Source organism: Gaoshiqia hydrogeniformans (assembly GCF_049347105.1).
Taxonomy (GTDB): domain Bacteria; phylum Bacteroidota; class Bacteroidia; order Bacteroidales; family Prolixibacteraceae; genus Gaoshiqia; species Gaoshiqia hydrogeniformans.
This window is the reverse complement of sequence record NZ_CP186334.1, coordinates 4,916,613-4,935,122: the sequence shown is the minus strand read 5'-3', so window position 1 is coordinate 4,935,122 and position 18,510 is coordinate 4,916,613. Positions and strand designations below refer to the sequence as shown.

Genomic DNA, 18,510 nt, shown 5'->3' with positions numbered 1-18,510 from the left:
AATAAATTGATTTAACATAAGGCTGTCTGAAAAGTCATGAAGTTTTCTCCGGGACTTTTCAGACGCCCTATAGAGTTTGTTGTTAATTAAATAGCTTTTTTAGTTCGTCTCCAACTTTTTTAACCGACTTATTGATTTGTTCTTTGGTCGATTTTTTCACTTCTTCGGTAATTTGCTGACGGGCTTTGCTCAGGTCGAGCGCAACTTCGGGTTTTGTCAGTTCACCTTTAACCAGAACAGATACGTCAAGTATTTTGATATTTTCGGATCCGGGAAGGAAGCCAAGCGCTTTTTCAATATCGCCGCTCAGATCCTCTTTGTTCACCTTAAAATCCATATTCAGGCTTAGGGTGCGGTTAACCGATACATTTCCGTAAATGGAAACATCCTGATCGGCGATTCGTGTTTGGAACGGGTTCATCAATACATTTCCGTTTTCGAGTTGAAAATGAGCCGTAAAATCATCGATCTTTACATTTTTCAACTTTTCTTTCTTGATGAAATTCCGGATTTGATCAAAGGTTGGCGAATCCATAATTTGCAGGTTCTGGGTATTTAGGAAACCATTTCCGTTTAAGGACGAGGCGATGATATTCAGCTTTTCATCAAACTGGCCTTTAAATTTGATTTGTGACGAGATGTCGCCCTGGCTGCGCGAAGCAATGGGCATGTAACGTTGCATCGTGCTGAACGACTGGTAGGCAGCCGGAATCTGGAAGGAGTTGATGACCAGGTTAAAGTCGAACTCAGGTTTGTTCTCCGGGTTGCTTTTATACGAGCCATCCACGGTCAGCTGGCCCTGAAGCATCTCCATGTTCAGTTTTTGCAGTTCCAGTACCTGATTTTTCACCCGGATCACACCGTCTATGTTTTTGATTTCCATCCGGTCGAAGCTGGCCCGGTTGATTTGGGAACGGAATGCCATGTCGAGGTTGCCCGGAACCTGGAACGCCACCATGCTGTCGGCAGCAGCGGTTGGTTCACCCGAATCAGCCATTAAGCCGGCCAGTTCGTCAAAGTTCATGTAATTCGATTTCAGGTTGAAATCGCCTTGCAGGGTTTTATTCATCAGGAAATAGGGCAGGTAATTGCTTAACTTCCCGGTGAGCTGAAAATCACTCTGCCCGGTTTTCGCGGCCAGCGATGTTAAGTTGATCTCTGCGTTATTGATACGGACCGAGCCGGAACTGATTTCGACCGGGCGCGTTAGTTGCGGCGTATTGATCAGAAAATCGCGGAAATTGAACACGCCGTTCGATGAAATCTGTGTATAGTCCTGTTTTTCAATGGCCGACATTTTTCCTTTTACGGCCAGTTGTCCGTCCATAAAACCTTTTAACTCTACGCTATCCATCGGGATGACATCGGCCAGCCGGGTAAAATCGATTTTACCGTTGAATGAAGCGTCGAATTCGGGGTCAGTCATCGGATGGGTGAGGGTAAGTTTCATGTTTACCGGGTTTTCCCTGATTTTAGCCTGCGCCTCTGAAACATGAATACTGAGCAAATCGAGGTCGCCCTGGGGTTTGCTGATGCTGCTTTCGAGACTGATCTGTTCAATTTTCTCAGGGGCTCCGGTATATTGAAGCGATGCGTTTTTGATGTACATCCGGGTATTGATTGCCGGATAATCTTCTTCGTAAAACCAGCCTTTAATTTCTCCTTCAAACCCCGCTTCACCCGAAGTTTTGATCTGTTCGAGGTAGCTTTGGTAACTTTTAGGCACCATCGCCAGCAGGGTTTCAAAATCGCTTTTCGGTTGTTTAAACTGAATGTCGAAGTACATACTGTCCGACGGCATTTCGAAGCGGCCGCTGACATCCAGCGGAAGTTCGTTCAGGTACAGGGTCGATTGTCCGAAGGTGAAAATCATTTTATCGTAATCGGCCATTAGCTCACTTTTGGCTTTCAGTACTGTATTGGCAATGTATTGCACCGAATCGTATTCCAGGATAAATTCGCCGATTTCGCCATCCAGCGTAAAGCGGGTAACGGTGCCTTCAACTTCTCCTCCGGCATCGATGTCGGCATTCAGCAGGCGAACCAGGGTTGTTGAGGCTTCGTCTTTATAATTCAGACTGAGGTCGCGGACAATGATCTCCTGTAACGAAATAACCAGGTCGCTTTCCTGTTCTTCAGCTTCATCAGGGGCAGCTTCGTCCGGGTACGCGATATCCCAGTTCACCAGGCCATCGCTGGTCGCCAGCAGGTTGATGACGGCTTTGTTCACACTCAGGCTGGAAATTTTCAGCCCTTCGTTCTTAAACAAATCGGCCAGCGACAATTTCGTAGCCACCGAGCCAATATACACCAATGTGTCGTTTTCAAAACGTTCTTTCCCGGTAACGGTCAATCCCTTGATCTCTGCCTGAACTTTTGGGAAGTTCCTGATTAAGCTCAGGTTAAAATCAGAAAAATCAACCCGGGCATTGACATTTTTATTTATGGTTTGTTTCACTTTTTCCATCAACGGTCCTTTAAAAAAGACAGGGATGGCAATAGCTGCTGCGAAAAGTGTCAGCAGGACAGCTGCGATGATGATTCCAATTTTCTTCATTTTGTTTCTGTATTTTCAGTAAGAATGTGTTGTCTCAGCATATTAATGGCCGTTTGCGACGAACGTAAAATATTTCGTTCGCGGTTGTGTGCAAAGGTATAACGCTCAACCCGGTTGGTATATTTTCCCGAAACGGCTATCCAAACAGTGCCCACCGGTTTTTCATCTGTTCCTCCGTCAGGACCTGCTATGCCGGTGGTGGCAATGGCATAATCGGTACGGAGCGCTTTTTTTATCCCTTCGGCCATTTCCAGCGCCACTTCTTTACTAACAGCGCCGTATGCCTGCAGGGTTTCATTTTTTACGCCGAGGATGGCTGTTTTTGTTTCGTTGGCATAAGCAACCACTGCGCCTTTAAAATAAGCTGAACTGCCCGGGTTTTGAGTGAACAGATGAGCAATGTGTCCACCTGTGCAACTCTCGGCTACGGCCACCATTGCCTTGCAACCGACCAGTAGTTTCCCGGTTACCCCGGTCATGGTGTCGCCGTTATAGCCAAAAATGGCTTCGGGAATAATTTTCTCCAGCGCTGCAATCTGACGTTCCACTTCTTCTTGTAATAATACAGGATCAACGCCGTATGCACTCAGCCGCAGCCGGATCATTAACTGGTTGGGCAGATAGGCCAGTTTGATGTGGGCCGGAAGCGCCAGTTCCCAGGACTCAATTTTCTCGGCCAGCATGGATTCAGGAATTCCGTATACAAGGACGTTTTGGTGCCAGATGGATTTTGCTTTTCCGTTTTTGCGTAGCCGGGGCAACACTTCATCCCGCATCAGTCCTTCCATTTCGAAAGGTACGCCCGGCATGGAAACAAAAATGGTGTCGTTTTTTTCAAACCACATTCCGGGCGCTGTGCCCAATGCATTGTGAAGTACGGTGCATTTCTCCGGAACCAGGGCCTGGTCTTTGTTTAACCGGTTGACCGTAATATTCCGGCGAGACAGCATGTCGCTAACATGTTGCAATACCTGCTCGTTAACAATCAGCCCGCAATCAAAATAATCACAAAGGACTTTTTTGGTGATATCGTCTTTTGTTGGCCCCAATCCGCCGGTAATCAGCACCAGGTCAACCCGCTTCCCGGCATCGGTGAGGGCTTGTAAAATATGACTGTGGTCGTCGTGGACAGAAGTGATCTGATACACTTCAATGCCGTGCAGGTTAAGCTGCTCGCTGATCCAGGCTGAGTTGGTATCAATGATTTGTCCGATCAGGATTTCGTCGCCGATGGTAATGATTTCTGCCTTCATGTTGGTCTGAAGTTTTTTATTTATCGGGCGAGAAGAGGGAGGACAGAAATTTAATCCCTGTTGAACAGATTGTTCCGGGTTTTGTGTAGTCAGGTTTTTGAAAGTGAATGGACAACAGGGTGTTGTATTGCATGTACCCCTTTCTCGTTTCCTTCCACAAGATAGTTATCGGTATTGAAATTACAAATATTTCAGTGGAGTATTTTCTCCTGCAATACCTTTAAAATCAAGTATTGCAGGAGAATTTTCTGCCTAAGCCGGCAGACAGGCGTGTGGGGCATTAAATTTCCACTTTGATGATGGTATCGACTTTTTGACGTTTTTGATGGGGTATTTGCAGTAAGGTTCCGAATTTGGTTGTTTCAAAAGTCACTTTGGAACCATCGTTAAAAAAGGTTGCCGATTTAATCTTTTTTTCCAGGTTGGGTATCAGCAGATTTTCTCCTTCCAGATCAAGGACATGAATGTAGATGGTGTTTCCTTTTTGCGTTGTTGCTCCCCACTGGCTAGGTTTAACCGGGCCTTTCCGGGTTCCGTAGATTGTTTCGCCGTATTTGGCAAGCCAGTCGCCCATCACCATCAGCGTGTCGACGTTTTCGGGCTGGATTTTCCCATTGGGCATCGGGCCGGTGTTTAACAGGAAATTGGCTCCGTGTCCGGCTGCTTTCACCATGGTTTGGATCAATTGTTTGGTCGATTTATAACCCTGGTCCTTGATATTGAAGCCCCAACTGCCATTCATGGTTTCGCACATTTCGATCGGCAGGTTGGAGATGGTCCCGGTTTGGTTGAACCCCATCGTGTTTTCGCCGGGAAGGTCGCGTTCGAACATTTGAAAATCTTCACCGGCGAAAGGCGATTTGTGATGGTTACTGCCAATCAAAGCGCCGGGTTGAAGTTTGTGAATAAGGGCATAGGTTTCGTCCAGGCGCCAGTTGGCCTCCCACTGGTCCCACATCCCGTCGAACCAAATTCCGCCAACTTCGCCGTAATTTGTCAGGAGTTCGGTGAGTTGGGTATTCATATAGTCGATGTACTTGTTCCAATCGCCGCTTTCGGGTCTGCCGGTGAAATTTTTACCGGTGTTTCCGCGCGGGTAATAGTCGGGGTGATGCCAGTCGAGCTGCGAATAATAGAAGAACAACTTAATTCCCTGTTTATCACATTCGTCTTTCAGCATTTTTATGATATCTTTCGCGTATGGGGTCCGTTCAACAATATCATAATTGCTTGTTTTTGAGTCGTACATGGCAAAACCATCGTGATGTTTACTGGTGATGGTGATGTATTTCATGCCGGCTTTTTTCACCATCGAAACCCATTCTGCCGGATCGAAATCAACCGGGTTAAAAAATGAAGGGAGTTTTTCGTACTGGCGGATGGGAATTTGTTTTTGGTTCATAATCCACTCGGCAATACCATAATCGCCACCTCCGGCCATGACCGAATAAACACCCCAGTGAATGAACAGGCCAAATTTGGCATCCTGAAACCATTCGCGGTTTTCCAGATTTTTAGCGGCTGGTTGATAGTCTTTCTGGGAAAATGCCGTACCGGAAACAATGGATAAAATAATCAAAAAAAGTAGTTTTCTCATGATTTAAGATTTATTGGTTTGCTGTGCTGTATTGTGCTGATAAAATTATAGAAATTTGCAGAAGTTAAAACCTGTTGTTTGGCATTTCTGAAAAGGAAGGATTTCCGGAATCAGTTGTTGAGCCTTACCGCCAAAACCGGATTTTTATTTTTGAAAGAAGGAGAAGTGAACGCTCCCGTAGTTGCGGAGTTCTTTAAATTCGGGGTAATCAGAAAAGTCATACGCTTTCGAATGTTCAAGGATAAATAGTCCGCCGGGCTTCAGAATATTTTTGGAAAGGACCAGTGAGGGAATCTCGCCAAATTGTCTGTGGTCGTATGGAGGGTCGGCAAAAATAAGGTCGTAGGTTTGATTGCTCGTTTCGATAAAGCGAAAAGCATCGGCTTTTAGCGCCTGAATATGCGTTTCGCCCAGTTTTTCGACGACAGACAACATGAAGCGGTGATGTTGAAAGTTCAGTTCCACGGCCGTAATGTTCAAACATCCCCGCGATGCAAATTCGAAAGAGATGCTGCCGGTTCCGGAAAAAAGGTCCAGTACCTTAACCTGATCAAAATCAACTTGGTTCTGTAAAATATTGAACAGGCTTTCCTTGGCCATATCGGTGGTTGGGCGGGCTTTAAAGTTTTTTCCCGGATTGAACTGACGTCCTCTGTATTGTCCGCCGACTATTCGCATGAAAAACTATTAAACAGGTTTACAAAGCGGGCGTCCGGTAAACGTTCGATGAGGTGACTATACCCGATATTCTTGTTTGATCCAGCAATTTGCACGTCGGCAAAATACTGGCGCAGGCGATGATAAATTTCAGAATGCTTATTCACCATGCCGTCCATGATGATGGTCGAGGGCTCTTCGTCCAGGCTTTTAGCAGCAGCAAGGATATAAAACAGCATGTCATTCTCGTTTTCGTGATAAAAACAGTTATAGTAATGTAAACCGGTATGAACCGAAAGGATCATCAGGTGTTTTCGGAGGACGCTTACTTTTAATGTCTGTTTATCATCATTGGCAAAGCATGCGGACAATTTAATGGCATTCTGAATTTCAATTCCCGGGTGTTTTTCCTGTAAAATACCCAGGATGGATTTCTGAATCCCGAATACGGCAAAAGCATCCAGACAGGGTAAGTACCTGCTTTGCACTTCCGTTTGTTTGTCAAGGCCGAATGTTAGTCCGTACAATTCTGTTACTGTATCTGTTTTGAAGAGTTTTACCGGGACCAGGGTGGTTTTTTCCGGGATAGAAAAATAAAGTCTGGTTTTCTTGTATGGTAACTCCAGCAAGTCAGACTCCTTGTAAATCGATTTCAGTTTTTTATACTGAAAATCCGGTTCGGTGGCAAAAATATCCTGGTGACAGAGATAAACCACCTTATTTTGGGCTGTATTCAGGATAGAAAAAGAAAATCCATCCAAGCTAACCTGGATGGACAGAATATATTCTGAAGTATAATTTAAATCAAAGGTTTCGTCAATGAGCGAAATTTTCTGCATAAAACATATTATTCCCAGTTACCGGCATTGTTGTTTGCTTCAGTAAGAGAACCAACTTTTAAGCCGGGATATTTCCCGTTTGTACGCGCTTTGTCGTTCAGGTTAATGACCAACTGGTTATCCAGATTTTTCAGGATGGTATTGTTGTGTGCTTTTGCTTCGAAAATTGGAACTTTAACGCCTGAACCGGTTGTAATAACCGTTGCTCCCAAATGAAACTCAGCAATGGTGTCCTGTACAGGAACATATTTTAACTGATCGATCGGGTATGAACGCCCGAATAAGGTGTCAAGAACATTGACCCGAATGGTATCGCGGATAATCCGCCCCTTCTTAATGGCCGTTTCTTCGGTCCATCCGGCTTCAATCATACTGTCAGTAAGCATACCAATCTTGCGTACCAAAGGAAGAGATTCGTGTTTGACAAAGGAAATCAGCGTATCCCAATCTCCTGTAAATTTTCCATTTACATCTTTGTAGGCCATTTGTGCCTTGCGAACTTCTTTTAAGCGTTGAACCGTCGCATCATATCTTTCTTTTTTCGCTTTCTCGAATTCAATTGGTCTTTGAACACTGTTAAATATCAGGTATCCGAGTAGAATTGCAATGGCAATTAAGGCGATCTGAATTGCTGTCTTCATCTTTGATTATTTAAGATTAGTTTTTGTTTGCTTGCAAATTTATAAAAAAAATTAAATTACAATCGGTGGATTCCTTTTAAATTAGCATCCATGTTAAAAAAACACATACAAGATCAACTGCTCGAAAATTTTGGTTTTTCGGCTACCTCCGGACAGGTTTTGCTGGCCGAAAAATTAGCTTCATTTATGTGCGAAAATTCAGCGGATTCCGTTTTTTTATTAAAAGGCTATGCCGGTACCGGAAAAACAAGTATGCTCAATGCCCTGGTGAAAACCCTGGCTGAATTTAAGTTTCAGACCGTTTTGCTGGCCCCGACGGGGCGTGCGGCCAAAGTGCTTTCATCGTATACCGGAAAGAATGCCTATACCATTCATAAAAAAATATACCGGCAACAAACCTCGGCAGATGGCTTGGGCCGCTTTGTGCTGGACCGGAACCTGATGAAAAATTGTTTTTTTATTGTTGATGAAGCCTCCATGATTTCCAACAGTTCGCCGGAAGGTTCGGTTTTCGGGTCAGGCCGTTTGCTGGATGATTTATACGAATATGTGTACACGGGACAAAATTGCAAACTCGTTCTGGTGGGCGATACGGCCCAGTTACCCCCGGTAGGCATGGATATTAGTCCGGCGCTTGATGCCAGAGAGCTTGAGCTTTACGGTTTGGAAGTTGTTGAACACGAGTTGACCGAGGTGGTCCGTCAGCTTAACGACTCGGGCATTTTGTACAACGCTACCGGTTTACGGGAGTTGATTGCTGAGGATTTTTCGGACGCCTGCTATTTCCCGATAGAAACGAAAGGCTTTACTGATGTTGTCCGGATTGGCGGCGCCGATTTGATTGAGCAAATCTCGGAATGTTACGACAAATTCGGGGAGCAGCAAACGATGGTGATTACCCGGTCGAACAAGCGGGCGAATAAATTTAACGGGGGAATTCGTTCATCAATATTATACAAGGATGCAGAGATTACGGTTGGAGACCTGCTGATGGTGGTTAAAAATAACTATCATTGGCTTGCTGAAGAAGAAACACTTGATTTTATTGCCAACGGCGATATTGTTGAAATCAAAGCTATTCGCGGATATGAAGAATTATACGGGTTCCGTTTTGCCAATGTAAGCCTGAAGTTTATCGATTACGATGATCTGGAAGTGGATTGCAAGATTTTCCTGGATACGCTGAACATGGAGTCGGCCAGTATGGCGCAGGCAGATAATCAACGCCTGTTTCAGGCAGTGGCCGAAGATTATCAGGATATCCGCAGTAAAAAGAAGCGGTGGGAGAAGATTCGGGAAAATGCATGGTTCAATGCGTTGCAGGTTAAGTTTGCCTACGCGGTTACCTGCCATAAAGCACAAGGTGGCCAGTGGGATGCGGTGTTTGTTGATCAGGGTTACCTGGTGGAGGATATGCTGAATAAAGAATATTTACGCTGGCTGTATACGGCTTTTACCCGGCCGGTAAAAAAACTTTACCTGGTTAATTTTAATAAAGAATTTTTCGAAGGCTGACCTTATTCCCGCACGATTGTATGCTGCTGGTTTTCTTCGGCAACATAGGTTTCCGGAAAGATGGAGCGGGCTTCGTTCAGAATAATTTCCGGTTTTTTATAGCGCGCGGAAAAATGCCCGATAAGCAATTTTCGGGCCTGGGCCATTTGGGCAATCCGGGCCGCCTGAGATCCGGTTGAGTGGAAGGTCTCTTTGGCCAGCTTATTGTCTCCATCCGCAAAGGTCGCTTCGTGATACAGCATATCGACTCCTTCAACGGCTTCAACAATTTTTTCGTGATAAGCAGTATCGGAACAATAAGCATAAGACCGCGCTTTGGGCGGGGCAATGACCAGCTGACTGTTGGGTATGCGGGTACCGTCGTCGCTTATAAAATCTTCGCCGGCTTTGATCCGTTTGATGTCGCGAACCGGGATCCGGTGTGATTTGACCTGGTCTTTCCGGATATTCGGAGCTGCAGGCTTTTCGTCAAATCGAAAACCGCAGCAGGCAATCCGGTGTTTCAGCGGAAAGGAGGTGATGCTCAGTTTTTCATCTTCATAAATACGTTGGGTCCGTTTAAAATTAAGCGGGTGAAAAACCAATCGGAAGCCGGGGTCGGTGATGCCTAAAAAATTGAGCTGAAATTGGGTATATTCCTGTAGACCGGAATGGGCATAAATGTGCAGGTCGTTTTTCCTTCCCAGTAAAATCAAGGTAGAAATCAGCCCGATGAGCCCGAAAAAGTGGTCGCCGTGCAGGTGCGAAATCAGGATGTGGTTGAGCTTGCCAAAGCTAATTTTGTTTTTTCGGATTTGGTGTTGCGTGCCTTCGCCGCAGTCTATTAAAAAAAACCGCCCAAGCACATTAAGCGCTTGAGCGGTTGGGTATCTTGAGGAGGTAGGCATTGCTGAACTACTTCCCAAAATTGTTAATTGAAATGGCATTTGCATGCAAAAGGTTATAAATTTCCTTTATGCTTCAACAATTCTTCTGCTTTTTCAATCGATTCTGTGATTAACAAAACCGTGTGAAGCATGGAAAGTCGAATCAAATGCTCAACATCAGGCTGAAGACCCGACAAGATAAAAGTACCAATTGCATCTTCACACAAACGATTGGCAACTAAAATGGCGCTCAAACCGGAGGAGTCGACATAACTGCAGTGACTGATATCCAGGATGAAGTTTCGTTCATTTTTGTTACCCAATGCCACCAGCTCTGATTTCAGGTCGGGGGCATTATTTGTATCCAGCTTGCTGCTCAATACTTTAATGACGGTGTGTCCTTCTTTTTTTATAATTTCGAAATCCATAGATGAAAATTACAAAATTCTGATGGAACAATAAATAAGCAAGCTTATTTTTCTTTGTTTTCCTCAGCTTCCATCTGAGATTTCAATGCTGCCAGTTCGCTGATATCACCCAGCGTTGTTTTCTCCATGGTGTCTTTAACTGCTTTGACGGCTTTTTTGGTTTGTTTAACCTGTGCCTTTTTGGTTGCAGTTTCTTCTGCTTTTTTCTCATCTTCAAACACCCGCGAGTGAGAAAGGATGATTCGTTTTGCAGATTTTGAGAACTCAATCACTTTGAAATCCAGTTTTTCTTCCAGGCTGGCTTGTGAACCGTCTTCTTTGACCAGGTGACGTGGTGTTGCAAAACCTTCAACTCCGTATGGAAGAGCGATGGTCGCGCCTTTGTCGAACAACTCAACAACAGTTCCTTCGTGAATGGAGTCAACCGAGAAGATTGTTTCGAACACATCCCATGGATTTTCTTCCAGTTGTTTGTGTCCAAGGCTCAACCGACGGTTTTCTTTATCGATGTCCAGGACAACGACTTCAATTTCAGAACCGATTGATGTGAATTCTGACGGATGTTTGATTTTTTTCGTCCAGCTCAGGTCGGAAATGTGGATCAGGCCGTCAACTCCTTCTTCAATTTCGACAAAAACACCGAAGTTGGTGAAGTTGCGAACCGACGCCGTATGTTGCGTTCCAAGGCCAAACCGGGCTTCGATGTCTTGCCACGGATCTTGTCTCAGTTGTTTGATACCCAGAGACATTTTGCGTTCGTCGCGGTCCAGGGTCAGGATTTGTGCTTCAATTTCGTCGCCAACTTTCAGGAAGTCCTGAGCGCTGCGCAGGTGTTGTGACCAACTCATCTCAGAAACGTGGATCAGACCTTCAACTCCTGCGGCAATTTCTACAAATGCGCCGTAGTCGGCCATCACAACCACTTTCCCTTTCACGCTGTCGCCAACTTTCAGCTCGGCATCCAGGTTATCCCACGGGTGAGGAGTCAGTTGTTTCAGACCAAGAGCAATCCGTTTTTTGTCATCGTCGAAGTCAAGGATCACCACGTTCAGTTTTTGATCCAGTTCCACGATTTCGTTCGGGTGAGAAATACGGCCCCAGCTTAAATCGGTGATGTGGATCAATCCGTCAACACCGCCAAGGTCGATGAATACGCCGTAAGACGTAATGTTTTTAACAGTACCTTCCAGTACCTGTCCTTTTTCAAGTTTGGAGATAATCTCTTTTTTCTGTTGTTCCAGTTCAGCTTCAATAAGAGCTTTATGCGATACAACCACGTTGCGGAACTCCTGGTTGATTTTAACCACTTTGAATTCCATTGTTTTGCCAACGTATACATCATAGTCGCGGATTGGTTTCACGTCGATCTGAGATCCCGGCAAGAATGCTTCGATGCCAAATACGTCAACGATCATACCACCTTTCGTGCGGCATTTAATGTATCCTTTAATGATTTCATCATTTTCGAGGGCAGCATTTACGCGATCCCATGAACGCATGGCTCGCGCTTTTTTGTGTGATAAAATCATCTGGCCTTTTTTGTCTTCAAGGCTTTCAATGTAAACCTCTACCGGGTCGCCAACTTTTAATTCCGGATTGTAACGGAACTCATTCAAGCTAACGATACCGTCGGATTTGTAGCCGATATCAACAACCACTTCTCTTTTATTCATAGAGATTACCGTACCTTCCAGGACTTCTTTTTCCTGAACGGTGTTCAGCGTGTTGTCATACAGTTGTTCAACCGCATTTTGTTTTTGACCGGCAAATCCATTGTCTTCCGTTTCCAGGGCATCCCAGTCAAAATCTTCTGTTGCAGCAGCTACCACTTGTTTGGGTTGCGCCATAACTTCTTCTTGTAGTGTGAGTTCCTCTTGAGTTTCAAGGTTCTCCTGATTGTTTTCTACCATCTAATTTTCAATTAATTAATAAGTTAGACATTATATTTTCAATGCGCGGCAAAATTAGAATTAATTCGTGTTAATTCAAAGATTTCCAATGCTTTTTTTTTATTTTCCGGCTGTAAGCAGGACCGGGTTTTGAGCATTGGATACACATTGGTCTCAAGGTTTTATTGGCTAAACCGGCACGCTAACAGATTTATTTTATACTTTTGATTAATAAAGTTTTTTTCTGAAATCATGAAACGAATTTTGGTTACGGGCGGGGCGGGCTTTATCGGGTCCCATCTTTGCGAACATCTTTTAAATCAAGGGAACGAAGTGATTTGCCTGGATAATTTTCTTACCGGATCAAAGTCAAAGGTTATTCATCTGCTGGATCACCGGTATTTCGAGCTGGTTCGTCATGATGTAACCATGCCTTATTATATTGAGGTCGATGAAGTGTATAACCTGGCTTGTCCGGCTTCGCCGGTCCATTACCAGTATAATGCCATCAAAACCATCAAAACGTCGGTCATGGGGGCAATCAATATGCTGGGCCTGGCTAAACGGGTGAAAGCGAAAATTCTTCAGGCATCAACCAGCGAAGTATACGGCGACCCCGAATTGCACCCGCAACCGGAAAGTTACTGGGGAAATGTAAACCCCATTGGCGTTCGCTCGTGTTATGACGAGGGAAAACGTTGTGCCGAATCGCTTTTCGTGAACTATCACAACCAAAATCAGGTGAGGATAAAAATTGTGCGCATTTTTAATACCTACGGGCCCCGCATGGAGCCTGACGACGGACGGGTCGTTTCCAATTTTATTGTGCAGGCGCTGAAAGGACAGGAGATTACTGTTTTTGGCGACGGCAAACAAACGCGGAGTTTCCAGTTTGTTGATGATTTGGTTGACGGCCTGGTGCGCATGATGCAAACCGGCGATTCATTTACCGGACCGGTAAACATCGGAAACCCGAATGAATTCACCATCCTGGAACTGGCCCGGAAGGTCATTGAACTCACCGGCTCGTCCTCCCGGATTGTTTACCGGCCCTTGCCGTCCGATGACCCGATTCAGCGTCAGCCCGACATCAGCCTGGCCATGGAAAAACTCGGCGGATGGACACCCCGGGTTGAATTGCAAGAAGGATTAAAAAAGACCATTGCGTACTTTGATGAATTGTTGAGTCGTTAAAAACCGCCGGATATCGGGATGGCCATGACTGCAAGGCATTTGCCGCTTGAGGTCGTGGTTGTTTTGCCCGGCAAAAAAAATAAAGAATGAAAGGTATTATTTTGGCCGGTGGGTCCGGCACCCGTTTGTATCCGATTACAAAATCAATCTCCAAACAAATTATCCCGGTTTACGATAAACCGATGATCTATTACCCGCTTTCGGTTTTGATGCTGGCCGGGATACGCGAAATTCTGATCATTTCCACACCGCAGGATATTTCGTTGTACGAGAATTTGCTGGAAGATGGTTCTCAACTTGGAATTCAGATACATTATGCTGTTCAGCCATCGCCCGATGGTTTGGCACAGGCATTTATTATTGGCGAAGAGTTTATTGGCAACGATCATGTTTGTATGATTTTGGGCGACAATATTTTCTACGGGTATAATTTCCGGTCAATCCTGGAGGACGCGGCATTGCTGGACGACGGCGCGGTGGTTTTCGGCTATTATGTGAACGACCCGGAACGCTACGGCGTGGCTGAATTTGATGCCGCGGGGCGGGTGATTTCGCTGGAGGAAAAACCGGTAAACCCAAAATCGAATTATGCTGTAACCGGTTTGTATTTTTATTCGAACGACGTGGTGAAGAAAGCCAAATCTCTAAAACCGTCGGCCCGCGGTGAGCTGGAAATTACCGATTTGAACCGCTTGTATCTGGAAGAAGAAAGACTGAGTGTAAAATTGCTCGGGCGTGGCTTTTCCTGGCTCGACACCGGTACGCACGACAGTTTGTTGCAGGCATCCAACTTTATTGCCACTGTTGAGCAGCGTCAGGGATTAATGGTCTCGTGTATCGAAGAAATTGCCTTTAAAAAAGGATACATCAACCGGGAGCAATTGCTTGAACTGGCAAAACCCTTGTTGAAAAATGAATACGGAGAGTATCTTTTTAAGTTGGCAAACAATAAAATATCATCTTTTTAATTAAACGTTTTTCATGAAAATTCAGAAAACACCTTTTGACGGGTTGATTGTGCTGGAGCCAAGGGTTTTTATGGACGACCGGGGTTATTTTTTTGAAAGTTTCCGGGTCGACCGGTATAAAGAGTTGGGAATCAAAGAAAATTTTATTCAGGATAATGAATCAAAATCGGTTCGCGGGGTCATCCGCGGACTGCACTACCAGTTAAATCCGCATGCCCAGGCAAAATTGGTCCGGGTGATTGAAGGGAGCGTTTTTGATGTAGCGCTCGATATACGTCGCAATTCACCTACCTTTGGGCAGTGGTTTGGCATTGAATTGACCGGAGAGAATAAAAAACAATTGCTAATCCCTCGGGGTTTTGCGCATGGTTTTTCGGTATTGAGTGAAACAGTGATCTTTAGTTATAAGTGTGATAATTATTATGATCCCGGATCGGAACGCGGAATTATTTATAACGATTCTGAATTGAATATCGATTGGAAAATACCCGAATCGGAAGCTATTGTTTCGGAGAAAGACCGAAAAAATTCTTTATTTCGTGATGCAGATTTCAATTTTTAGATTTTATGAAAGTTTTAGTTACAGGAGCCAGTGGCCAGTTGGGATTGTCTATTCGAGACAGAGCTGTTGATTTTCCGAACCTTCGTTTTACCTTTACCGATATTGCCGAGCTTGATATAACCGACTTCGATGCAGTTGAGGCATTTTGCGAAAAGCTTAAGCCCGACTTTTTGATTAACTGTGCGGCTTATACGGCCGTGGATATTGCCGAATCGGATGATGAACTGGCAGAACTGCTGAATACCAAAGTGCCTGCTTATCTGGGGAAAATTGCCCGGTCGGTAAATTGCCGGCTTATTCATATTTCCACCGATTATGTATTCGACGGAACAAACTGCTTCCCGTATTCAGAGGAAGATTTGGTCGGACCCGACTCAGTTTACGGAAAAACCAAACTGAACGGCGAAATCGCCCTGCTTAAAGAAGATCCGTCAGCAATGATTGTTCGGACGTCGTGGTTGTATTCGGCTTATGGTAACAATTTTGTGAAAACCATGATCAGGCTGGGAAAAGAGCGAGATGAACTAAACGTGGTTTACGACCAGGTGGGCACGCCAACTTTTGCCGGCGATCTGGCGCAGGCAATTTTAACAATTATTTCAAAAACCGCCGGCGATGCGAATCACTGGAAGGGTGGAATCTACCATTATTCGAATGAAGGCGTTTGCAGTTGGTACGATTTTGCGAAGGCAGTACACGAATTTTACGGAATCGAATGTTTTGTGCATCCGGTTGCATCGGATGAGTATCCGACTCCCGCCAGACGTCCGGCTTACAGTGTCCTGAATAAATCTAAAATTAAGCGTATTTTTGGGATCGGGATTCCTTACTGGCGCGACAGCCTGAAAAAGTGTATCCTCGAGTTTGAAAAGCAAGGGTAATACTTTCTTGAAATTAACAGAATAATCTTAAAATCAGAATGAATATGGTTACTGCGAATAGGGTGCCTGAAGAAGTAATAAGCAAAGCAAAAGCGTGGTTAAGCGATGTTTATGATGAACAAACACGCGCTGAAGTGAAACGGATGCTCGAACAGGATGACAAAACGGAATTGATTGATTCGTTTTACCGTGACCTGGAGTTTGGTACCGGCGGATTACGCGGAATTATGGGAGCCGGCTCAAACCGGATGAATATTTATACGGTAGGCGCTGCCACCCAGGGTTTAAGCAATTATTTGAAGACGGAGTTTGCCGGATTGGACCTGATTAAAGTAGCGATTGGGCATGATTGCCGGAACAACAGCCGCTTGTTTGCTGAAAAAAGCGCCGAGATTTTCGCTGCCAACGGCATTAAAGTGTACTTGTTTGACGACCTGCGCCCAACCCCCGAACTGTCATTTGTTATTCGTGAATTGGGCTGCCAAAGCGGGATTATTTTAACCGCTTCGCACAACCCGAAAGAATATAATGGTTATAAAGCCTATTGGGAAGACGGATCCCAAATTGTCGGACCGCACGATGTGAATATTATTACCGAAGTGCAGAAAGTAAAAGCCGAAGACATCCGGTTTGAAGGCAACAACGAATTGATTGAGGTCATCGGGGACGAAATTGACCAAAAATTTCTGGACAAGGTAAAAACAGTTTCCCTGGCGCCGGACATTGTGAAAAAGCACAAAAACCTGAAGATTGTTTACACACCGATTCACGGGACCGGCGTAAAGCTGATTCCGGCGGCCTTGCGTGCTTTTGGTTTTGAGAATATCATCAATGTGCCTGAACAGGATGTGGTGAGCGGCAATTTTCCAACCGTGGTTTCGCCCAACCCCGAAGAACCCGCGGCCATGGACATGGCCATGAAAAAAGGCTACGAAGTGGATGCCGACGTCGTTATGGCTTCCGATCCGGATGCCGACCGGATTGGCGTGGCTGTAAAAAATGATCAGGGTAAATTCGTGATTGTTAACGGAAACCAAACAGCTTTGCTTTTCATTTATTACATCATCACCAGGATGAAAGAGAACAAGGCATTGAAAGGCAATGAATTCATCGTGAAAACCATCGTGACCACCGAAAAAATAGCTGAAATCGCCCAAAAGAACGGCATTGAATATTTCGATGTGTTTACCGGGTTTAAATATATTGCCGAAATCATCCGCGACCTGGAAGGTCAGAAAAAGTACATTGGCGGCGGTGAAGAAAGTTTCGGTTTCATGCCGGCTGACTTCGTTCGGGATAAAGATGCCGTTTCGTCCTGCGCCCTGATGGCTGAAATTGCTGCCTGGGCCAAAGACCAGGGGAAAACCTTGTTTGAATTGTTGCAGGATATATACCTGGAATATGGTTACTCGAAAGAAAAGATGAAATACATCGTGCGGATGGGCAAAACAGGAGCTGAAGAAATTCAGCAAATGATGGTGAATTTTCGTACAAACCCACCGAAAATGTTGGGAGGAAGTTTGCTTAAAACCGTAAAAGACTATGCCGATCTGACTGAACGGAATTTATTGACAGGCGTGAGCACAAAGATCAACCAAAAGGTTAGCTCCAACGTGCTTCAGTTTTTTACCGAAGACGGTACAAAAATATCAGTCAGGCCATCCGGGACCGAACCAAAAATTAAATTCTATTTCGAAGTAGCCGGAAAATTAACCGGCAGAAGTGATTTTGATGCAGTTGAGCGTTTGGCCGAACAAAAAATCGACTCCATCATGCAGGAACTTGACCTATAACCAATAAATGTTAAACTAAATTTTATTACCCATGAGAAAACTTGTTTTCGCACTGCTCATGTTGATGAGTATTACTGTTTTTGCTCAGTTTGAAATGCCTAAAATGGTCCCGGAAATGACTGAGATCTGGGATCCTGAAGTGGCCCTTGTTACACCCGGCGAAACCCCTTTGAATGCTCCCTCGGATGCGATCATCCTGATTGGTGAAGGAATTGATTTGGGTTACGAATGGACCAATGATGCCGGAGAAAACCCCGGATGGGATTATGAAAACGGTGTTGCTACCGTAAAAAGGGGCACAGGCGGGATCAAAACAAAACGGCAGTTTAAAGATTTTCAGCTCCATGTTGAATGGCGGACGCCTGCTGAAGTTGTTGGTGAAAGCCAGGGACGCGGCAACAGCGGAATTTTTCTGCAGGGCATCTACGAGGTCCAGGTGTTGGATAATTACAACAACCGGACATACCGGAACGGACAGGCAGGCAGTATTTACAAGCAACACGCCCCGTTGGTGAATGCCTGTAAAGAACCCGGAGTTTGGCAAACCTATGATATAATTTATACCGCCCCGCGGTTTAACGACGATGGCAGCTATTTCACACATCCCCGCATTACAGTGATTCAAAATGGTGTTTTGGTCCAAAATCACGTCGTGGTGCGCGGGCCGACCGAATATATCGGTATCCCGGAGTATTCCGTGAAACCTCATGGCAATGGCCCGATCAGCTTGCAAGATCACGGCAACCCGGTTAGTTTCCGGAACATCTGGATCCGCGAGTTATAAAAGGATGAATAACCGGTTGCCGACCTGCAGAAATCAGCAGCCGGGTACCCTTAAATGAAAATTGTCCGAAAAGCTTGATGTTTTGA

At 45.0% G+C, this 18,510-nt stretch carries 16 protein-coding genes; 7 read left to right on the top strand and 9 right to left on the bottom strand.

From position 1 onward, the window contains the following. Nucleotides 1-82: 82 nt before the first annotated feature. The 6 genes from ACOIT5_RS19650 to ACOIT5_RS19625 form a co-directional block, all read right to left on the bottom strand. Complete coding sequence (locus ACOIT5_RS19650; RefSeq protein ID WP_423127874.1) at nt 83-2,557, bottom strand: AsmA family protein; 2,475 nt, start codon at nt 2,555-2,557, stop codon at nt 83-85. Further along, nucleotides 2,554-3,810: a competence/damage-inducible protein A gene (locus ACOIT5_RS19645; protein WP_423127873.1), complete on the bottom strand. Its 1,257-nt coding sequence runs from the start codon at nt 3,808-3,810 to the stop codon at nt 2,554-2,556. Before ACOIT5_RS19645 ends, ACOIT5_RS19650 begins: the two co-directional genes overlap by 4 nt. A gap of 280 nt (nt 3,811-4,090) precedes the next feature. Further along, nucleotides 4,091-5,407, bottom strand: a complete 1,317-nt coding sequence (locus ACOIT5_RS19640) for an alpha-L-fucosidase (RefSeq protein ID WP_423127872.1) — start codon at nt 5,405-5,407, stop codon at nt 4,091-4,093. 144 nt (nt 5,408-5,551) lie between these two features. Beyond that, nucleotides 5,552-6,085: an RsmD family RNA methyltransferase gene (locus ACOIT5_RS19635; RefSeq protein ID WP_423127871.1), complete on the bottom strand. Its 534-nt coding sequence runs from the start codon at nt 6,083-6,085 to the stop codon at nt 5,552-5,554. Then, a complete protein-coding gene (locus ACOIT5_RS19630; RefSeq protein WP_423127870.1) occupies nt 6,076-6,903 on the bottom strand; it encodes a DUF3822 family protein in 828 nt (275 codons plus the stop codon). The genes ACOIT5_RS19635 and ACOIT5_RS19630 overlap by 10 nt, the downstream gene beginning before the upstream one ends. An 8-nt stretch (nt 6,904-6,911) precedes the next feature. Then, nucleotides 6,912-7,544: a hypothetical protein gene (locus ACOIT5_RS19625; RefSeq protein WP_423127869.1), complete on the bottom strand. Its 633-nt coding sequence runs from the start codon at nt 7,542-7,544 to the stop codon at nt 6,912-6,914. A 90-nt stretch (nt 7,545-7,634) separates the two neighbouring features. Between ACOIT5_RS19625 and ACOIT5_RS19620 the strand changes: the two genes are divergently transcribed. After that, nucleotides 7,635-9,059: an ATP-dependent DNA helicase gene (locus ACOIT5_RS19620; RefSeq protein ID WP_423127868.1), complete on the top strand. Its 1,425-nt coding sequence runs from the start codon at nt 7,635-7,637 to the stop codon at nt 9,057-9,059. Nucleotides 9,060-9,061: 2 nt separating this feature from the next. Here ACOIT5_RS19620 and ACOIT5_RS19615 read toward each other — a convergent pair whose 3' ends face one another. From ACOIT5_RS19615 to rpsA, 3 genes are read right to left on the bottom strand one after another with little or no spacing between them, the layout of a single operon-like run. Then, nucleotides 9,062-9,985 (bottom strand): ribonuclease Z, encoded by a 924-nt coding sequence (locus ACOIT5_RS19615; protein ID WP_423127867.1) that lies wholly within the window; start codon nt 9,983-9,985, stop codon nt 9,062-9,064. Between the two features lie 14 nt (nt 9,986-9,999). Further along, complete coding sequence (locus ACOIT5_RS19610; RefSeq protein WP_423127866.1) at nt 10,000-10,353, bottom strand: STAS domain-containing protein; 354 nt, start codon at nt 10,351-10,353, stop codon at nt 10,000-10,002. A gap of 44 nt (nt 10,354-10,397) precedes the next feature. After that, nucleotides 10,398-12,263, bottom strand: a complete 1,866-nt coding sequence (rpsA, locus tag ACOIT5_RS19605) for a 30S ribosomal protein S1 (RefSeq protein ID WP_423127865.1) — start codon at nt 12,261-12,263, stop codon at nt 10,398-10,400. A 231-nt stretch (nt 12,264-12,494) separates the two neighbouring features. Here rpsA and ACOIT5_RS19600 point away from each other — a divergent pair, with 231 nt between their 5' ends. From ACOIT5_RS19600 to ACOIT5_RS19575, 6 genes are all read left to right on the top strand, one after another. Continuing rightward, entirely contained in the window at nt 12,495-13,436 is a 942-nt protein-coding gene (locus ACOIT5_RS19600; RefSeq protein ID WP_423127864.1) for a UDP-glucuronic acid decarboxylase family protein, read from the top strand. Between the two features lie 86 nt (nt 13,437-13,522). After that, on the top strand, nt 13,523-14,404 hold the full coding sequence (gene rfbA / locus ACOIT5_RS19595; protein ID WP_423127863.1) for a glucose-1-phosphate thymidylyltransferase RfbA: 882 nt from the start codon (nt 13,523-13,525) through the stop codon (nt 14,402-14,404). A 13-nt stretch (nt 14,405-14,417) separates the two neighbouring features. Then, nucleotides 14,418-14,966 carry a dTDP-4-dehydrorhamnose 3,5-epimerase gene (gene rfbC / locus ACOIT5_RS19590; RefSeq protein WP_423127862.1) on the top strand — a complete coding sequence of 183 codons (549 nt, stop codon included), beginning with the start codon at nt 14,418-14,420 and terminating at the stop codon, nt 14,964-14,966. A 5-nt stretch (nt 14,967-14,971) separates the two neighbouring features. Beyond that, entirely contained in the window at nt 14,972-15,847 is an 876-nt protein-coding gene (gene rfbD / locus ACOIT5_RS19585; RefSeq protein WP_423127861.1) for a dTDP-4-dehydrorhamnose reductase, read from the top strand. Nucleotides 15,848-15,891: 44 nt separating this feature from the next. Next, entirely contained in the window at nt 15,892-17,640 is a 1,749-nt protein-coding gene (locus ACOIT5_RS19580) for a phospho-sugar mutase (protein WP_423127860.1), read from the top strand. 31 nt (nt 17,641-17,671) lie between these two features. Next, complete coding sequence (locus ACOIT5_RS19575; protein ID WP_423127859.1) at nt 17,672-18,424, top strand: 3-keto-disaccharide hydrolase; 753 nt, start codon at nt 17,672-17,674, stop codon at nt 18,422-18,424. The last annotated feature ends 86 nt before the right edge of the window (nt 18,425-18,510 follow it).

Excerpts from the sequence above, each read along its gene's own strand:
- ACOIT5_RS19575 (WP_423127859.1), top strand. The coding sequence starts at position 17,672 with ATGAGAAAACTTGTTTTCGCACTGCTCATGTTGATGAGTATTACTGTT.
- ACOIT5_RS19635 (WP_423127871.1), bottom strand. The coding sequence starts at position 6,085 with ATGCGAATAGTCGGCGGACAATACAGAGGACGTCAGTTCAATCCGGGA.
- rfbC (WP_423127862.1), top strand. The coding sequence starts at position 14,418 with ATGAAAATTCAGAAAACACCTTTTGACGGGTTGATTGTGCTGGAGCCA.
- ACOIT5_RS19630 (WP_423127870.1), bottom strand. The coding sequence starts at position 6,903 with ATGCAGAAAATTTCGCTCATTGACGAAACCTTTGATTTAAATTATACT.
- ACOIT5_RS19580 (WP_423127860.1), top strand. The coding sequence starts at position 15,892 with ATGGTTACTGCGAATAGGGTGCCTGAAGAAGTAATAAGCAAAGCAAAA.
- ACOIT5_RS19645 (WP_423127873.1), bottom strand. The coding sequence starts at position 3,810 with ATGAAGGCAGAAATCATTACCATCGGCGACGAAATCCTGATCGGACAA.
- ACOIT5_RS19650 (WP_423127874.1), bottom strand. The coding sequence starts at position 2,557 with ATGAAGAAAATTGGAATCATCATCGCAGCTGTCCTGCTGACACTTTTC.
- ACOIT5_RS19615 (WP_423127867.1), bottom strand. The coding sequence starts at position 9,985 with ATGCCATTTCAATTAACAATTTTGGGAAGTAGTTCAGCAATGCCTACC.
- ACOIT5_RS19640 (WP_423127872.1), bottom strand. The coding sequence starts at position 5,407 with ATGAGAAAACTACTTTTTTTGATTATTTTATCCATTGTTTCCGGTACG.
- ACOIT5_RS19600 (WP_423127864.1), top strand. The coding sequence starts at position 12,495 with ATGAAACGAATTTTGGTTACGGGCGGGGCGGGCTTTATCGGGTCCCAT.
- rfbD (WP_423127861.1), top strand. The coding sequence starts at position 14,972 with ATGAAAGTTTTAGTTACAGGAGCCAGTGGCCAGTTGGGATTGTCTATT.
- rpsA (WP_423127865.1), bottom strand. The coding sequence starts at position 12,263 with ATGGTAGAAAACAATCAGGAGAACCTTGAAACTCAAGAGGAACTCACA.
- rfbA (WP_423127863.1), top strand. The coding sequence starts at position 13,523 with ATGAAAGGTATTATTTTGGCCGGTGGGTCCGGCACCCGTTTGTATCCG.
- ACOIT5_RS19610 (WP_423127866.1), bottom strand. The coding sequence starts at position 10,353 with ATGGATTTCGAAATTATAAAAAAAGAAGGACACACCGTCATTAAAGTA.
- ACOIT5_RS19625 (WP_423127869.1), bottom strand. The coding sequence starts at position 7,544 with ATGAAGACAGCAATTCAGATCGCCTTAATTGCCATTGCAATTCTACTC.
- ACOIT5_RS19620 (WP_423127868.1), top strand. The coding sequence starts at position 7,635 with ATGTTAAAAAAACACATACAAGATCAACTGCTCGAAAATTTTGGTTTT.